The 16,853-nt window shown below is 44.7% G+C and carries 12 protein-coding genes; 8 read left to right on the forward strand and 4 right to left on the reverse strand.

Annotation, left to right across the window (positions count from 1 at the left end; genetic code table 11):
• Positions 1 to 2: 2 nt before the first annotated feature.
• Complete coding sequence (locus R8G66_15090) at positions 3 to 686, forward strand: ABC transporter ATP-binding protein (protein ID MDW3193694.1); 684 nt, start codon at positions 3 to 5, stop codon at positions 684 to 686.
• On the forward strand, positions 673 to 1,821 hold the full coding sequence (locus R8G66_15095) for a hypothetical protein (protein ID MDW3193695.1): 1,149 nt from the start codon (positions 673 to 675) through the stop codon (positions 1,819 to 1,821). The genes R8G66_15090 and R8G66_15095 overlap by 14 nt, the downstream gene beginning before the upstream one ends.
• 162 nt (positions 1,822 to 1,983) lie before the next feature.
• Here the strand turns inward: R8G66_15095 and R8G66_15100 are convergent, their stop codons facing one another.
• The 3 genes from R8G66_15100 to R8G66_15110 form a co-directional block, all read right to left on the reverse strand.
• On the reverse strand, positions 1,984 to 4,653 hold the full coding sequence (locus tag R8G66_15100) for an ABC transporter permease (GenBank protein ID MDW3193696.1): 2,670 nt from the start codon (positions 4,651 to 4,653) through the stop codon (positions 1,984 to 1,986).
• Entirely contained in the window at positions 4,650 to 4,985 is a 336-nt protein-coding gene (locus R8G66_15105; GenBank protein MDW3193697.1) for a PadR family transcriptional regulator, read from the reverse strand. Before R8G66_15105 ends, R8G66_15100 begins: the two co-directional genes overlap by 4 nt.
• A gap of 136 nt (positions 4,986 to 5,121) precedes the next feature.
• The gene (locus R8G66_15110; protein ID MDW3193698.1) at positions 5,122 to 5,640 is read right to left on the reverse strand and encodes an RNA polymerase sigma factor; all 519 of its coding nucleotides are present in this window, start codon (positions 5,638 to 5,640) and stop codon (positions 5,122 to 5,124) included.
• A gap of 531 nt (positions 5,641 to 6,171) precedes the next feature.
• On the opposite strand from R8G66_15110, the gene R8G66_15115 reads away from it, so the two are divergent.
• A complete protein-coding gene (locus R8G66_15115) occupies positions 6,172 to 6,645 on the forward strand; it encodes a hypothetical protein (GenBank protein MDW3193699.1) in 474 nt (157 codons plus the stop codon).
• Positions 6,646 to 6,659: 14 nt separating this feature from the next.
• Here R8G66_15115 and R8G66_15120 read toward each other — a convergent pair whose 3' ends face one another.
• The gene (locus R8G66_15120) at positions 6,660 to 7,157 is read right to left on the reverse strand and encodes a transcriptional regulator (protein MDW3193700.1); all 498 of its coding nucleotides are present in this window, start codon (positions 7,155 to 7,157) and stop codon (positions 6,660 to 6,662) included.
• Positions 7,158 to 7,306: 149 nt separating this feature from the next.
• Between R8G66_15120 and R8G66_15125 the strand changes: the two genes are divergently transcribed.
• The 5 genes from R8G66_15125 to R8G66_15145 all read left to right on the forward strand — a co-directional run bounded on the left by R8G66_15125 (position 7,307) and on the right by R8G66_15145 (position 16,810).
• A complete protein-coding gene (locus R8G66_15125) occupies positions 7,307 to 9,283 on the forward strand; it encodes an Ig-like domain-containing protein (GenBank protein ID MDW3193701.1) in 1,977 nt (658 codons plus the stop codon).
• A 6-nt stretch (positions 9,284 to 9,289) separates the two neighbouring features.
• On the forward strand, positions 9,290 to 10,414 hold the full coding sequence (locus tag R8G66_15130; GenBank protein ID MDW3193702.1) for a YncE family protein: 1,125 nt from the start codon (positions 9,290 to 9,292) through the stop codon (positions 10,412 to 10,414).
• Between the two features lie 155 nt (positions 10,415 to 10,569).
• Complete coding sequence (locus R8G66_15135) at positions 10,570 to 12,132, forward strand: MFS transporter (protein ID MDW3193703.1); 1,563 nt, start codon at positions 10,570 to 10,572, stop codon at positions 12,130 to 12,132.
• On the forward strand, positions 12,110 to 14,059 hold the full coding sequence (locus R8G66_15140) for an adenylate/guanylate cyclase domain-containing protein (GenBank protein MDW3193704.1): 1,950 nt from the start codon (positions 12,110 to 12,112) through the stop codon (positions 14,057 to 14,059). Before R8G66_15135 ends, R8G66_15140 begins: the two co-directional genes overlap by 23 nt.
• 132 nt (positions 14,060 to 14,191) lie before the next feature.
• The gene (locus R8G66_15145) at positions 14,192 to 16,810 is read left to right on the forward strand and encodes a tetratricopeptide repeat protein (GenBank protein ID MDW3193705.1); all 2,619 of its coding nucleotides are present in this window, start codon (positions 14,192 to 14,194) and stop codon (positions 16,808 to 16,810) included.
• The last annotated feature ends 43 nt before the right edge of the window (positions 16,811 to 16,853 follow it).

Genomic DNA, 16,853 nt, shown 5'->3' on the forward strand with positions numbered 1-16,853 from the left:
TTATGAACGTCATCGAAACACATCAACTAGAAAAAGTATATAACCCGGACAGCATCCCTGTTCACGCCATCAACGGTGTATCTCTTCATGTCGAAACGGGTGAGTTCACCGCGCTCGTGGGCCCGTCAGGTTGTGGTAAAACGACGCTACTCAATATGATTGGCGGTCTGGATCAACCTACTTCAGGAAACGTGACCGTCGATCATCAGGCGATCCATGAAATGAAAGAAGCCCAATTGACCGACTTCCGTCTGAAACATATTGGGTTTGTGTTCCAATCCTACAACCTGGTGCCTGTTTTGACTGCTAAAGAAAATGTGGAATTCATTATGTTGTTGCAGGACATGAGCAAGAAGGATCGTGATGAACGCGTGAATGAATTAATGTCAAAAATGGGGCTTTTAGCAACTTTAGACCGGAAGCCCTCAGAATTGTCCGGCGGCCAGCAACAACGAGTGGCAGTAGCAAGAGCCTTGGCGAGTAAGCCAAAAGTGATCCTGGCAGATGAACCTACGGCCAACCTGGATTCCAAGTCTACCTCAGATCTGTTGGACATCATGGCTCAAATGAACGAGGAAGAGCAAGTTACTTTTGTGTTCTCCACCCACGATCAACGGGTGATTGATAAAGCCAAACGTGTGATCACGCTGGAAGATGGAAAGATCGTTTCCGATGAAAAAAAGTAGTTTTCTACTACTGATCTTATTGCTGCTGGCCACCTCATTGGTGGCGCAGGAAGAGGAGGAAGAGAAGAAAAAAACCACACGACTTTCCGGTTATCTGAAGGACATGGTTTCTATGAATATTCTTCCCAGTCAGGACGATGTAGCTATAGACAATCTCATTCACAACCGGTTGAACTTCCGTTGGTTTCCCAGTCAGCAATTTCAATTCCGATTGGAAGTCAGGAATCGGATCTTTTTCGGTGATTTCGTCTCTCAAATTCCGAATTATGGCGAATTCATTGATGTAAATGATGACTACTTCGATGCGTCCATATTGGTGGTCGATAAAAACGATCTGGTGATTCATAGCATGATCGATCGGGCCTATGCGGAATGGAAACAGGAAAGCTGGTCCCTGAGTGTCGGCAGGCAGCGCATCAACTGGGGCGTAAACCTGGCCTGGAATCCAAATGACATCTTCAATGCGTACTCCTTCTTTGATTTTGACTATGAAGAAAGGCCGGGTAGTGACGCCATTCGTTTCCAGAAATACCGGGGCTACGCGGGAGGCTACGAGATCGCTGTTTCCATGGCTGATGAATTGGATGAAGTCACCGCTGCTTACTTGTACAAATGGAATCAGCATAACTACGACTTTCAGGTACTCAGTGGTGTCATGCGCAACAATTTCGTACTTGGTGGCGGTTGGGCAGGCAGTATCGGCAATGCAGGCTTCAAAGGTGAAATGACCTACTTTGAACCACTTGGAAATACAGATCAACGGACTTTTCTGGCATCCATTTCCGGAGATTACGTATTCGCCAACTCACTTTACCTCAATGGATCTATCTTATTCAATTCTGCACCCATAACGAGTGGTTCGTTACTCCAGGCAAGTACCGCCAACCTGGATGTTCGTTCCTTGTCTCCTTATCGCTATTCTGCTTTTCTTCAGGCCAGTTTTCCTGCTCATCCCCTTTTCAATGTTGGAATTTCAACGATGACTTTTCCAGGTAATCAGGGTGTGTTCATTAACCCCTTCCTGACATGGAGTATGCTTAGCAACCTGGATCTGGACCTAATTGGGCAGATCTTCGCCTGGAGCGATAGTGATGATGTTTATGTAATGTACGCCAGGGTAAAGTGGTCTTTCTAGGTTTCGACAAGCTCGGGAACGCCTAGTTAACCTGACGCTTTGTTTGTAGATTATTGAAACCCTTATCAGAAACCTTCAAATTAGAAGATCCCTGGTCGGACACCCCGGCACGAGAGCCGGGATAGTTAATATCCTGCTAAATCTCACTTGGCTGTCGAAGCATCATTCCATCCGCAATGACTTAATAGGGTTTACGCGCATAGCGCGAACAGTATGGTACAAGATCACCAGACCTGCTACGATGACGGACAATAATGCACTGATCACAAATAGCCCGGCGCCAATGTCTGTGCGGTAGGCAAAATTTTCAAGCCAGCTATTCATAAGCCAAATAGTCAGAGGAATGGATAGTACAATAGCAATCAACAACTGCCAGACAAACCCCTTCGATAGCAGCTTGAAGATGGCCCCGGCCGAGGCACCCATCACTTTGCGGATACCAATTTCTTTGAGTTTGGCATTGGCTACTAGCATGATCAGCCCTAACAAACCCAAACTAGCAATGACGATGGACAGCACGGTTGCTACAGTGATCAGTCGGTTCATTCGAATCTCACCCTGATACTGATTTTGTAGATTTTCGCTGATAAATTCAAAGTTCCAACTCACGTTGGGAAACAGTGCTTCCCACTCCTTCTGCAAAATTTCAGTTCCTTTCGTCAAATTGGATCCGGAATAGGTAAACACCAATTTTGGCACGACCGTATCCCCAAAATCACTATCGGATACACCACGGGCTATAGGTATAATGTTTTGCACAATGACCAAAGGCTCAATTTCCGAATGCAAGGAAGTGAAATGAAAATCCTTAGCAACCCCAATGATCCGGTGTTCATCAAAGTCATTGCCCGGGAGTTTACTTCCAACAGGTTTCTCCAAATCAAAATATTTGGCAGCCGTTTCATTCAGGATCACCGATTGGCGACGGTCCAAACCATTATTCGCTTCAAAACCTCTACCATCCACGATTTCAATACCAAAAGCATCCAGGTAATCATCATCTACCACTAAGAGTCGAAACTGACGAAAAACCCCCTTATCATCCGTATAGGCCAACCCCGTCCAGCCATTCGTTCCGAAAATATGGCTACCTCGGGCTATCCTTGAAATTTCAGGATATTGCTCCAACCTGGCTTTTAACAACTCACCATTTTCCATTCCTGAGGTGATCTGCTGTGAAAGTCTTTGAGCTTCGGGATCGCTTGGCAATTGCGTGGAAATCACCGCTTCATAGTCATACCCCAGGTCAGCATTTTTCAGGTAATTCACCTGTTTTTTCATGATCAGGGTCGTACTCAGTAAGAAAACAGTCATCAAAAACTGGACGACCACTAGTCCTTTTCGAACAGACATCCCTCCTACTGATTGTAAGGAACCTCTCAAGATACTTACTGTCTTGAAACCGGAAATGACCAATGCTGGATAAGCCCCTGCCAGCAATCCGATGAACAAACCGATTGCAAAATACAACCCAATGTGCCACCATTGGAAGGCATAGGACAAGGTAACACCAGTCAGTAAATTAAAAGTAGGAATCAACACAATGGCGATTACTGTCCCCAACAGCATGGCTACCTGTGACATAAGGACACTCTCTGTCAGGTATTGACCCATCAATCCTTTTCTTGGTGCTCCCATTACTTTCCGCACGCCCACTTCTTTGGCGCGTTTGATCGATTGTCCCGCAGATAAGGTGGTGTAATTAATACAAGCGATGATCAGTACCAGTATCCCGACAAAACCGAGGATCGATACATATTCAGGGTTTCCCACCGGAGCAAAACCCAGGGGAATATCAGGATTTAAGTGAATATCCGTCAGTGGTTGAAATCCAATCTGATACACATCTCGCTCTACCTCGCCTTCCAGATAAGACATGACCACATCCTGCATGCCCGCTTCCACCGTCTGAATCGACGAATTTTCATTGATCAGCACGTAGGTCTCTGGTATGATTGTAAACCACGCCTGTCTTACCCGGTCGTCATAGAGGATATCATCATTCGCGGAGGAAATGGCCAGGTCGAACTGCACACTGGATTCCGAAGGAATATCAGCCATTAAAGCCGTGATCGTGAACTCTCTCAACTCCGGACCTATCGACAGGTAAAACGGCTGTCCTACCGGATTTTCATTTCCGAAATACTTCCTCGCAAATTGTTCCGAAATCAACAGGTCATTTCTAGTAGGAATAGGAGATTCCGGGTTACCTGCCAGCAGTTTAAAATCAAATACCTCCAGTAAATCCGGTGAAACGACATACACTTCTTCCCGAAGCTTATTCTCCCCCTTACCTGTCAGGAATTCAAATCTGGTGATCTGAACTGACCGTTCAACTTCCGGGAAATTCTCTTCCAGAAGCGATTCGAAACGTAACGGGGTATTGGAATTGAAAAAGATCTTACCTTCCCCGTAATCCTCTTTTAACCATGACCTGTAGATGCGGTCTTTTTTGCTATGAAAGTGATCGTAGCTAAGCTCTTGCTTAACATACAGACCTAATAAAATGAAACAAGAGATCCCAATGGTCAGCCCTAACAGATTGATGAGGGAGTTGGACCGATCTCGTTTGAGTACCCTAAAGGCTACTTTCAAATTGATCTTGGATTGCATAAAAATTGAGTTTTTGACTTTGACATTTAACCGGATGGCAGAAGGGCGGAATGACCTGAAAACGAGCCAGACAAAGATCCAGCTAGCCCTTCTCTGACCTTTTACAGCTACCACATGATCGAATATCTCATACAAGTCACCTTGCAGGTCCTCCAATATATCCCGACGACAGAACCATTGCAGGAATCGATCGGCCCATCTGGGTGGATGAGGGCTCATGAAAGGGTAGAGAAAGTAAGTTTCGGCAGTTTGGCATACAGATTCATCCGAAGATCCATGGTTTCGTCCAGGACCTTCCTGCCCGAACGAGTCAGTGTGAAAAACCGCTTTCTTCTGCCTCCACGTTCTGCTGTAGCTCCTCCCATTTCGGAAGCGACAAATCCTTTTTTCTCTAACCGGCGCAACACGGAATGTATGGCTGTCACATCCATATTTCTACTGGAGTTGTTCTTGATCTCTTCCATGATCAGGACAGCATATGCTTCCCGGTCCAACGCTCCGACCGTGAGCAATACCAATTCCTCCAATTCTCCAATATGTTCACCTCTCATGAGTATTCATTTCTTGTACAAACGCACAAGTTATATATTAGTTGAGTTTTTGTACAACTAATTATCAAAAAAAACGACCGGGGTAAAACCGGCCGCCTTTTCAAAACTATCTAAATCTAAAATACAAATCGTCTGCTTAGTTCATTCTTACTTTGTCACCTCTAAACTTCATCACGTATGCTTGTAGGTCATGCCTGGCCACGTGAATTCTGTTTTTCACTGTTCCCAGCGGGATGTTCAATTGCTCGGCAATCTCTTGATATTTGAATCCTTTGGTATAAAGCACGAACGGCCTTCTGTGCTTCTCATCCAGTGCCGCAATTCTGGCTTCCAACTCATGCAAGCTCAGGTTTCTGGCACCCTCATTGTGAGAAACAGCCGTATTGAGCAAGTGAAGGTCTTCAGAGTTATCAACGTATGTCTTTTGTCTGGCCGCCTTCTGGTACTGGGTGATGAATGAATTCTTCATGATGGTAAACAGCCACGCGTTGAGGTTAGTTCCTTCACGAAATTTATCCTTATTGGTATACGCTTTGACGAAAGTCTCCTGCATCAAATCCTTCGCGTCACTATCGTCTTTGGTGAGTTTCATAGCAAATCCAAAAAGTGGCTTAGCATAGCTATTGATTGCGGTTCCGAATTCTACCTCAGACATACTTTTGTAAGTTTAGTTCTCTACAAATATACGAGATATATCAAACTTTCAAAAAGTATTGAAAGTTTGTGAAGCAAAAACAGCTGGAAGTGTACTGAGAAGGTTTAAACGGAGGTTTTTCTTATTTTATCGGTAATTTTAAAACGATTTCTCCTTAAAAATACGGGTGATTTCAATTGATTTATCAAAAATTCCACCTCTTTTCCCCAGATAGATTACTGTTTTTGAATGGTAATGATTCTCATCTGCCTACTATTCTTACCGATAGTAATAGCTCTCAAGACCGCTGAGATTTAGCCGTTCATTCAACAAACCATCGTAGATCGTGACACTATTTAGTTATACGACAAATAGTTATTTCATACTCAGATTTGTTCAATTTATCGAAGCGTAGCTTGAGCTTTTTTGCATACCATCTTGATGAATCGATATGAGAAAGAGGAAAGCCAAAATCCTGAACAGAGTAGCCAGGTGGAGCAGAACCCACTTTAAAAAACGGATCAGATCAGTAATTGCATGACTCAAGCTTATATGAGATTAGTTCAATCCATCGAGTTGACACTGCATTTGGTTACTGCTACCCATGTACTGACAACACAGAATAAGCCACCTCGGCCTTTACCCCCTAAAAAAAAGAAGGACGTTTATATACTGGCGCGTTGGTTCACCCTCATGGCCATATATCTTAGCATCTTATTGGAGATTGCTTATGTCGCCTTTTGGGAACAGGATTTCAATGATCCTGACAAGGTTTTAAAGAAATACGAACTCATCAGACAAAAGCACTATGAGATCACCAATCAATATGTAAAGACACCTGATCCTTTGGTCAATGAGGCTTTCAATGCCTTGTTGGATGAATTCATGAAAGATGTGAATAACAGCGCTGGTGATATCCAGGAACTGGCTACCCAATCCTTTAACATCGTTTTAGGCGCATTGCTGGCCTTTCTCTCATCAACTGTCACAATGATCTTCCAGCGCAACGCTGGATCCGGAGAATAAGTAATTGGAATTACTTACCGCATGGTAAGCAATCCTTTGACGAATCTGTTCTTCTCGAGTTTTGTCAGGATATCAAGCACCAGATCACCACTATCGATCAAGCCTTTCAAGCCTTTGACCACTCGCAGGAATTCTTCTGCCTCCGGAGAATCTACCTCGACATGGCTTACGTCATCCAAAACTTTGGCCACGGGTTGTACTTCACGCTTCCTGCGCTCTGCTGCTACAATGCGCAGCAGTTCCCACATGTCTTTTACGGGATAAAAATATTCTCGGCGCTCACCTGGCACTAATTTCTTACTAACCAGTCCCCAATCGATCAGTGCGCGAATGTTCAGGTTAGCATTTCCCCGGGAAATGTTCAATTCACTCATGATATCTTCGGCACTTAGCGGATCTGGCGAAATCATCAATAAAATGTGGATTTTGGCCATCGCACGGTTGATTCCCCAGTTGCCTCCGAGTGTTCCCCAGGCTTCTATCAAAGATTGTTTAGCTTCTTCAAGCTCCATCGTCACAGTATTCAACATCCAATACTCTTTGAAATTTCTGAAAATTAAAAATCCAAGTCGTAAGTATTACTCACCATTGCTGTAAAATGTTCAAAAAAAAACCTGATTTACTTATTAGATTGGTCACCAGTTATAAAAATTATCAACCGATGAAACGAATTTTACTACTCGTTGTACTTTCTGGTCAACTTTTCCTGGGCATGGCTCAGAAGATAGAAGTACGTCCAAATGTTGAAGAAATAAATATGAAAGTAGAAGGGACTACCCAATTGGAAGTAGCTGCCTTCGACGAATCTGGAAAAAAGCTGAAAGCGAATTTCTATTATTACAGCTCCAAAGGAAAAATAGCTGACGTAGATGAAAAAGGAGTAGTCACCGGATATGAACCAGGAAATGGTCGGATCATCGTGATCGCCCGATCATCCGGAATTGAAGGCTATGGCCGGGCTGATATTCCTGTTTTTGTGGATTACAGTGAGCCCGCTACCCTGGAGATCAATGAATTGCCTTCAGAATTGTATACCGGAGTAAATCTGCCTATACAATTCTCTGCGATTGATGAGAAGGGCTTTAGCATGGTCAATGCCAAACCAGTCTATGAATCCTCAAATCCCGAAGTGGCCACCATTGATGCTTTTGGAAACCTGCAGGCCCTCACTCCTGGAAAAACAAGCATTTCGCTACGCATCAGCAACCTGACTACCACCACAGACCTGACCGTCAAAGAGAATCCAGTGAGTAGACTGGAACTCATGAGCGATGTAGTGGAAGTAAGAACCGGTGATGTGATTCCGTTTAAATTCAAAGCGTATGGCCAATCCGGAGAAGAACTCAGCGGTATTCAACCAAAATTTGCATTCCAGGGACAATCAGAAGATGTCTCTTCCTATGCCAGTGGCATGATCCAGAACGATGGACGATTCGTAGCAGACGTAGCCGGAACATACACCATCACTGCTGCATTTGGGAACATCACTACCCAAAAAACCATCAAGGCGATCCCAAGAAATGTCACAGAGAAAGTCCAGTTGATCGGAAAAGGCGCCGTTTCGGATGTACACACTTCAGACCTATGGGTATGGGAAGGTGTAGACGGAAGAGATTATTGTGTTACCGGAACCTGGGGTGGCAATGGTGAAGCGTTTTTCTGGGATGTGACGGATCCTGCAAACATGGTTCTCATCGACACGATCACCGTGGACGCGCGAACAGTGAACGATGTGAAAGTCTCCGAAGATGGCAAGATCTGCATCCTTTCACGTGAAGGGGCTTCCAATCGAAAAAATGGTATCGTCATACTGGATGTTACTAATCCGAGAGATGTAAAACAAATTTCGACCTATACTGATGGGTTGACCGGTGGTGTGCACAACCTGTTCATCTACCAAAATCACGTTTATGCGTTGAGCAATGGTGAACGCTATGACATCATCAATATTGAAGATCCTGCCAATCCTAAGAAGGTTGGGGAATTTGAATTAGAGACCAGAGGCCACTCCATCCACGATGTATGGGTCATGGATGGCATCGCGTATTCTTCCAACTGGGATGATGGCGTCTTCATGGTTGACGTTGGAAACGGCATGGCTGGTGGAAGCCCGGCAAACCCAAAGATCATTTCTTCTTACGCCTATCCTAGCGGATGGAACCACGCTGCCTTCCCGTATAAGGATGAGCAAACAGGTAAATTCTACGTGATCGGTGGTGACGAAGCTTTCCCGAACGGACTTCATGTGGACGACAGCCCAACCATTCCTGCAGGATACCTCCACTTCATCGATTTTACGGACATGGATAATCCCAAGGAAGTCGCAAAATATGAAGTACCTGGAGCTGGATCACACAACTACTGGGTAGATGGCGACTTGCTGTATGTGGCTAATTACAATGCAGGTTTGCGAGTTGTGGACATCTCTGGTGATCTGATGGGAGACCTGTATCGACAAGGCCGTGAAGTTGCCTGGTTCCTCGGAACAGATCCTGAAGGGCGTATCGCGAATGCACCGATGGCCTGGGGACCTCAGCCACACAAAGGACACATTTTCTTCTCTGATTGGAACAGTGGCCTTTGGGCAGTGAAAGTAGAGACGAAAAAGCCCAAGAATACGAAAATCGAAACGAGATAAACCAGCATGAGATCCTTTTCAAACGTGAGACAAATGTTACTTACCGTAGGGTTTGTGTTGCTTGCTTGGGGAACACAGGCGCAGAACTACTACGTCTATGTGGCAGCGGAATCTGAAGATGAAGTGGCCGTCGTTCACTTCGATGGCAAAACGGCACGAGTTGCTGAAACCATCGCTGTAGGATACCAGCCTACTGAAATCGAAGGGCCGCACGGAATCACTGTAGACCCTTCAGGAGAATTCTGGTACCTCTCCATGGCACATGGCAATCCTTATGGAAGGCTCTATAAATACCGAACGGACAATAACAAACTCGTGGATTATGTGGAGTTGGGCATTTTCCCGGCAACCATGCAAATTTCCGAAGCCAGTGGTTTGCTATTTTGTGTGAACTTCAATTTGCATGGAAGAATGGTACCAAGTACAGTTTCTGTCGTGGATCCGGTCAGCATGAGTGAGATTACAAAGATCACCACAGGTTCCATGCCCCATGGCTCCCGGATCAGTCCTGACGGACTCAAACACTATTCGGTAGCAATGATGTCCGGCGAGCTTTTCGAGATTGATGCCCTTTCCTTACAAGTGTCTAAAGTATTGAAACTGGACAAGGAAGAAGCAGGTATGGATCACTCGATGCACGCAGGAATGGACCACAGCCAGCACATGAACATGGACAAAGGCATGAGTCACTCAAAGGTGAAACCTACCTGGGTCATTCCGCATCCGACTAACGGTAGAGTCTATGTAGCAGGAAATGGCTCAGATGAAATATTGGAGATTGATACGAAAACCTGGGAAACTACCCGAACTTTTACCACAGGAAAAGGACCCTATAATGTAGAGATAAGCCCGGACGGTAAGACACTGGTGGCCACCTACAAATCAGAAGGAACCACAGCGGTTTGGAACCTGAAAAAAGGGAAAGAGGCCACAAAAATCACCAATTCACGGAAAGTGTCGCACGGCATCGCTATTTCATCTGATTCTAAGTATGCATTCATCTCTGTCGAAGGAAAAGGTGGACAACCAGGATCTGTGGATGTGATCGATCTGAAGAAGATGGAATTAGTTGCCTATGCGGAAGTGGGTAAACAAGCCGGAGGCATTGCTTTCTGGAAAATGGAAGATTAAGCATTTTATAACCAACCAAGAATGAAGACTGCTTAGGCAGTCTTTTTTTGTTTATTAAAAGGCTGTTTTAGATCCTTTTTCAAAAAATTAAACAGGCCTGTCCTATTTGAATTCATTGATTCGTCTTGTCCATGTGATTTGCCTAACTTGAGTACATGTCAGAAACCAATGAATATCATTCACTGAAGAGCACCATCGGAAAATGGACCATCATTTCAACGATATTGGCTTCCAGCATGGCCTTTATTGATGCTACGGCACTCAACGTGATCCTTCCTTCCTTGCAGCGAGACCTTGGGGCCAATGCGACTGATCTTTTCTGGGTACTCAACGGCTATTTATTGATGCTTTCTGCCTTAATCATTGTCGGGGGCAGCCTGGGTGACAAACTAGGAAGGGTTAAAATGTTTAAAATTGGCATCCTCATTTTCACAATCGGCTCAATTCTTTGTGGTTTATCTCCCTCAATCCGATCTCTGATTATTTTCCGAATGATCCAGGGCACAGGTGGTGCCCTGATGATTCCAGGAAGTCTGGCAATCATCTCTTCTATTTTCAGCGAAAAAGAGAAGGGCAAAGCCATTGGCACCTGGTCGGCAGCCACGACCATTGTTGGAATTTGTGGTCCGGTATTGGGAGGAGCGCTGGCTGATATAGGTCTTTGGAGGTTCATTTTCTACATAAATGTGCCTTTAGGCATTTTCTCCTGGTTGGTATTGCATCTAAAAGTGCCGGAAAGCCGTGAACCCGGAGCCGCGACCATAGATTGGTGGGGTGCCACCTTGCTTGTTGTAAGCCTGGCTTGTCTCACCTTTGGTTTTCTGGAGATGCCCGAATGGGGGTTTCAACATCCAGTGGTGATCGCAAGTCTGATCTTCGGAATCCTGGCTTTTTTGTTTTTCTTAAAGATTGAGCGACATGCAAATGCCCCAATGATGCCCTTGAGCTTGTTCCATAACAGAACATTTGCAGGACTTAATTTACTTAGCTTCTTCCTCTATGCCGGATTGGGCGCTATCATGCTTTTCCTTTCCCTCAACATGATACAGGCACAAGGATATTCGCAATTGGAAGCGGGACTCACCTTCCTGCCCTTTTCTGTGATTATGGTTTCTTTGGCCAGGAAAATGGGAAGTTTGACGGATCGTTACGGTGCGCGTCCATTTCTTATCATTGGTCCTGCCCTTACCGGCCTGGGCATGCTTTGGATGTCCATGATCGGAAATACTTTAGGGCCATCGGAATACTGGACCACCTTCTTTCCTCCCTTAGTCGTTTTTGCCCTCGGCATGGCCATAACGGTGGTACCGCTAACATCCGCTGTGATGACATGCCTGGACGTCAGCAAATCGGGTATAGCTTCCGGAATCAATAACAGTGTAACTAGGATCGCAAGTACGTTCATCAATGCCATCATGGGAGCTGTAGCAATCATGATCTTCACCAACTACGTTGCAGAAGTCATGGATCGCTTCGAGTTTGAGGAAAATATTCGATCTGAAATTGTGATTGAAGCAGCTAAATTCGGAGAGGCTAGGGCCCCTGAACAGCTAGCAACAAACCTCCAATTTCAGATCAACAAAATGTTTATATGGGGATTCATTAGCACCTATCAGATTGTCGCGTTGCTGAGTGCTGTATTAGCATTCGTGAGCTCGGGCATTGCCTTTTTTATGGTTGAAAAGAAAAACAAGAATGATGGCGAAACGACAGCTTAGTGCAATCATGTTCACCGACTTGGCGGGCTATACCGCCATCATGCAAGATGATGAGATCAATGCCAAAGGGCTTAGAGATCGTCATCGAAAAATCCTTGAAAAAGAAATTGCCGAACATGACGGACAAGTGCTACAATACTATGGAGATGGGGCTCTGTCTGTTTTCAATAGCACAATATCAGCCACTACATCTGCCGTAAATATCCAAAAAGCGTCAATCACCAGTAAAATTCCGCTGAGAATTGGTATCCATAGCGGTGATGTGGTCATTGAGGAAGATGGTGTCTATGGTGATGGTGTCAACATTGCGTCCAGAATAGAATCTTTTGCTACGACTGGTTCTGTCATGATCTCAGACAAAGTATTTGATGACATCAAGAATCATTCTGCTTTCAAGCCTTCGTTGATGGGTGAATTTGAGTTAAAAAACGTCAAACGCCCGGTAGAGATTTATGCACTGACCAATGATGGACTGGTTGTCCCTTCCCGGAGTGACCTCAAAGGCAAGGTAAAAGAACGTGTCAAAAGCATCGTAGTACTTCCTTTTGTCAATAGAAGTCCTGATCCGAATACTGAATATATATGTGATGGCCTTACTGAAGAATTGATTACAGAATTAACACATCTGGAAGGATTAAAGGTGGTTTCACGAGCAAGCTCATTTTCATTGAAAGGGAAACATCTCGATGTTCGGGCAATCGGTAAGGAGTTGGAGGTACAATCAGTGCTGGAAGGCAGTATCAAAAAATCAGGCAATCGTATCCGGATCAATGCTCAATTGAGTAGCACGTCAGATGGTTATGAACTATGGACGGAACGTTTTGACAGGGAGCTGGTAGACACTTTTGACCTTCAGGACGAAGTAGCACAAACCATCACCAATGAATTAAGTGAAAAGTTCTCCTTTGATGAACACGCTGAGATTCGATCAGAACCTACCGTATCTCTGGAAGCCTACAACTACTATTTACAAGGTCAGTTTTACTATAACAAGTGGACTCCTGGTGATGCCAAACTCGCCGAGAAAGCCTTCTTGAAAGCTTTGGAACTCGAACCCCTTTACGATCAGGCCTACGGAGGATTAGCTCGTGCTTATTCGCTCCTTGCAGTGACTAGGTATCTACCGCCGAAAGAAGGCTTTCAAAAAACAGTAGACACGGCTAACAAGGTGCTGGAATTGAATCCGGAAAATGAGGATGGCTACGTCGCTTTAGCCTTTGCAGACTTTTTCTTTTACTGGAATTTTGAAAGAGGTAGAAATCACCTGGAAAAGGCGCTGGAAATCAATCCCAGGTCTTCCGAAGCTAATGTTACTTATGGTCTTTATTACCTGATCAAAGGAAAAGTGAAATCCGCCATTACCTATATACAAAAGGCCCGCGAAATCGATCCACTTTCACTGACAAACAACCGTACACTTGCCGATTCTTATTATCTAATGGGAGATTATAAGATGTCTATTGCCATTTATGACTGGTTACTGGAACAAGATCCGGATTTTAAAGTGGCGCTGGATTTCAAAGGTTGGGCCTATTTGATGTTAAAAGATTATGAAAAAGCCATTTCTATTTTTGAATCCTTCCTGTCCGAAGATTCAGTTCATGCCTTAAAGCCTTACGCACAATTGGGTTACGCCTATGGATTAAAAGGTGACCTTAAAATGGCTGAAGTATACTTAAAGAAGCTGCAAGTTGATGCCGGAAATGAAGAAGATAAATCTTTCCACATGAGTTTTGCTATTTTGTATACAGGAATGGGTAGAAAAAAAGAAGCTATCGATTTCCTTGAGCGATGTGTAACAGATAAGATCGGTGCAGTTATTTTCTTACACCTCAGCCCAATTTGGCGACCTATCCGCTCAGAACCCCGGTTCAGTCAATTGCTGGATACAGTTGGGCTACAACTCGTAGAAAATCCCGAGACTTAAATCGATTTTTACCAATCTAAAGAAGGATCAAAAACATGGTTCTTCCATGGAAGGTGTGAAATTGGGCGGCATACAGTTCAATCCCTCACTAAAAGGTTGACTCTAACACCTATTGAATAGTATTTTAGTCTTATGGGAAGATCCTGCTTGATGCTCATTGGCACACTTATGCTGGCTTGTCTGGTACTACACGGGCAAGACACTGAAAACATGGCGATTCGTCAGTGGCGAGATGCTGTGGCAAAAGCTGAAGGAGATTCCAGTCGTCTGGCGGCAATGATCGAGCTCTCTGAAACATTGTTCTTCTTCGGTAAGTCTGAGGAAGCTGCACAATTAGATACGGCGATTCACGACCTGAGTGTTAAAGCCAATCTCCCTTTCGGAAAAGCACGCGCCATGCTCAATTTCTGCAATGCCCAGGATCGATTAGGCAACTTCGACCGGGCCATGGAATACCTCAAGCAGGGACTGGAAATCAGTGAGGAAATTGGATATGACATTGGTACCTGTCGGCTGATCCTGGAACGCGGGGCCATTTATGAAAAAATGGGAGAACACATCGCTTCAGAAAGGGATGTCATGGACGGCCTGGCCCTTGCTCTAAAAATCAACTATCATCATGGTGTGGCGCTTGCTTACAATACCATTGCAATCGTCAAAGCCAAATCCGGGAATCTCGAGGAGAGTAAGGCTGATCTGCACAAAAGCATCACCGCCTATCAACAAACGCACAAAACTTTTGAATTAAAGTCACCCTACAGCAACATCGGGCAGGTCTACGACATGATGGGTGATCCGGACAAAGCCTCTGAGTTCTTCAGCAAGGCAATGAACATTAACAGAAGTTTCGACAATGAATTGGGGATGGCTACCCAGTTGAACAACATCGGTGGCATCTACCAACGACAAGGTGATCTTCCAAGAGCACTGGAGCATTATCAAAAATCCCTGGATATCCTGGAGGCCTATCAGTCTTACAGCCGCATTTTCTACGTGTATGGCAGTGTAGGAATGATCTACATGCGCCAGAAAAAATATGAACTGGCCATGGAATATTTTCAAAAAGGCATCAAATTAGGTATTGAGCAAAATAACCGGGAAGCACTGGCGGTTGGCTATGGTCATGTAGCCGAACTGCTCAGCGAACAAGGGCATTATCGTGAATCAACTAATTATTACCTGAAAGCGCTTGCTCTGACCGAAAGCCAGGGTCAACTCAGTAAAATCAACACGCTCTTTGATGACATTGGCGACAATTACCTGAAGCTGGACATGTATGATAGCGCCAAATATTACTTTCAAGAAGCCCTTAAGGTTGGCAAACAACACCAGCTGACCCGTGTCCTGGCTCCTGCAAGTCTGGGATTGGCCACCGTTTATCTTCATCAGCGTGACCTGACACGCAGTAAACAACATGCCCGGGAGGCCTTAAAAAATGCGGAGGCTCAGATGAACCGTCAACGTATCAGTGACGCAGCAAAGATTTTATCAGATATCGCTTATCAGGAAGGTGATTTCAAAAATGCCTTCTCCTACCATAAACTTTATTCTGAACAGAAAGACAGCATCCTGAACGAGAACTCCATTCAGAAACTTACGGAGCTAAGGATGCAATATGAATTTGATCGGGAGAAAAAAGAAATAGATCTTGAACAACAGCAGAAAGAACTCGCATTTAACGATGAACTGGAAAGACAAAAAGCAATTCAATATGCTACGATTGGAGGTGGTATACTTTTCATCATTTTGGCGGTGATCTTCTATAGATCCTACCGAAGAAAACGCCTTGACAATGCCCGCATTCAGGAGCAGGCAGATCAATTAGCCTTTAGTAACGAACAATTACAGGAGCTTTCCAGCTTCAAAGAAGGCCTGACGCACATGATTGCACACGACATGAAAAACAGCCTGAATGTGATCCTGGGGCTATCTGAAAATGAGTCGGAAGAAAAGATGAAGCAAATCCATCAGTCCGGTGGGCAATTGCTGAGCCTTGTCCTCAACATGCTGGATATTCAAAAATTTGAAGAGGCACAGATCCATCTGAACCCATCCAAGCAATCGATCCAGAAACTAATTTCAGAAGCCATTCTGCAAGTAGAATTACTCGCTTATTCCGAAGGCCTGACCATTGAACGGGAGCTGGATGATGCCCCTTTGGTACATTGCAACGAAAGTCTCATTGTACGGGTCCTGGTCAATTTACTGACCAATGCCATCAAGTATTCCAGAGGTCAATCCAGTATCAAGATCACCTCAAGTCAAAATTCCACAGACACCTTGACTATCAGCATCATTGATTACGGTTCAGGCATTCACGAAGATGACCTGCCACACGTCTTTGATAAATTCTGGCAGACCAAAGCAAAGCAGAGTGGACAAGTCACTTCTACAGGACTAGGGCTCACCTTCTGTAAATTGGCCATTGAAGCACATGGCGGAAATATTCATGTAGCCTCGAATTATGGTCAGGGAAGCACCTTTACCTTCACTCTTCCTTTAAAAACAATGGCAGAACCAGAAGCCTCGCAAGGCAAGTTGGTGGTTCAGGAGGAGCAATCTCTGGTGGAAGAATTATCACAGGAACTACGAAAACTGCAAGTCTATCAGGCTGGAGAGATTTTCAGGATCCTGAACCGTGACGAGGCCCGCAATATGCAATCACCCTGGGCTCAGGAGCTCCGCATGGCCGTGGAACAGTCCGACACAGAGAAGTACCGTCAACTGGTGGATCTGGAAGCCGCAGGCTGATCCATGAATAAAATGATGGTCCATTCATCAGGACTTACTTTGA

This window comes from Cytophagales bacterium (genome assembly GCA_033344775.1).
Taxonomy (GTDB): domain Bacteria; phylum Bacteroidota; class Bacteroidia; order Cytophagales; family Cyclobacteriaceae; genus JAWPMT01.

What these genes read in the sequence shown, in the direction of transcription:
- R8G66_15135 (MDW3193703.1), top strand. Translation starts at nt 10,570, where the DNA reads ATGTCAGAAACCAATGAATATCATTCACTGAAGAGCACCATCGGAAAA.
- R8G66_15115 (MDW3193699.1), top strand. Translation starts at nt 6,172, where the DNA reads ATGAGATTAGTTCAATCCATCGAGTTGACACTGCATTTGGTTACTGCT.
- R8G66_15105 (MDW3193697.1), bottom strand. Translation starts at nt 4,985, where the DNA reads ATGAGAGGTGAACATATTGGAGAATTGGAGGAATTGGTATTGCTCACG.
- R8G66_15125 (MDW3193701.1), top strand. Translation starts at nt 7,307, where the DNA reads ATGAAACGAATTTTACTACTCGTTGTACTTTCTGGTCAACTTTTCCTG.
- R8G66_15120 (MDW3193700.1), bottom strand. Translation starts at nt 7,157, where the DNA reads ATGGAGCTTGAAGAAGCTAAACAATCTTTGATAGAAGCCTGGGGAACA.
- R8G66_15145 (MDW3193705.1), top strand. Translation starts at nt 14,192, where the DNA reads ATGGGAAGATCCTGCTTGATGCTCATTGGCACACTTATGCTGGCTTGT.
- R8G66_15095 (MDW3193695.1), top strand. Translation starts at nt 673, where the DNA reads ATGAAAAAAAGTAGTTTTCTACTACTGATCTTATTGCTGCTGGCCACC.
- R8G66_15090 (MDW3193694.1), top strand. Translation starts at nt 3, where the DNA reads ATGAACGTCATCGAAACACATCAACTAGAAAAAGTATATAACCCGGAC.
- R8G66_15100 (MDW3193696.1), bottom strand. Translation starts at nt 4,653, where the DNA reads ATGAGCCCTCATCCACCCAGATGGGCCGATCGATTCCTGCAATGGTTC.
- R8G66_15130 (MDW3193702.1), top strand. Translation starts at nt 9,290, where the DNA reads ATGAGATCCTTTTCAAACGTGAGACAAATGTTACTTACCGTAGGGTTT.
- R8G66_15110 (MDW3193698.1), bottom strand. Translation starts at nt 5,640, where the DNA reads ATGTCTGAGGTAGAATTCGGAACCGCAATCAATAGCTATGCTAAGCCA.
- R8G66_15140 (MDW3193704.1), top strand. Translation starts at nt 12,110, where the DNA reads ATGATGGCGAAACGACAGCTTAGTGCAATCATGTTCACCGACTTGGCG.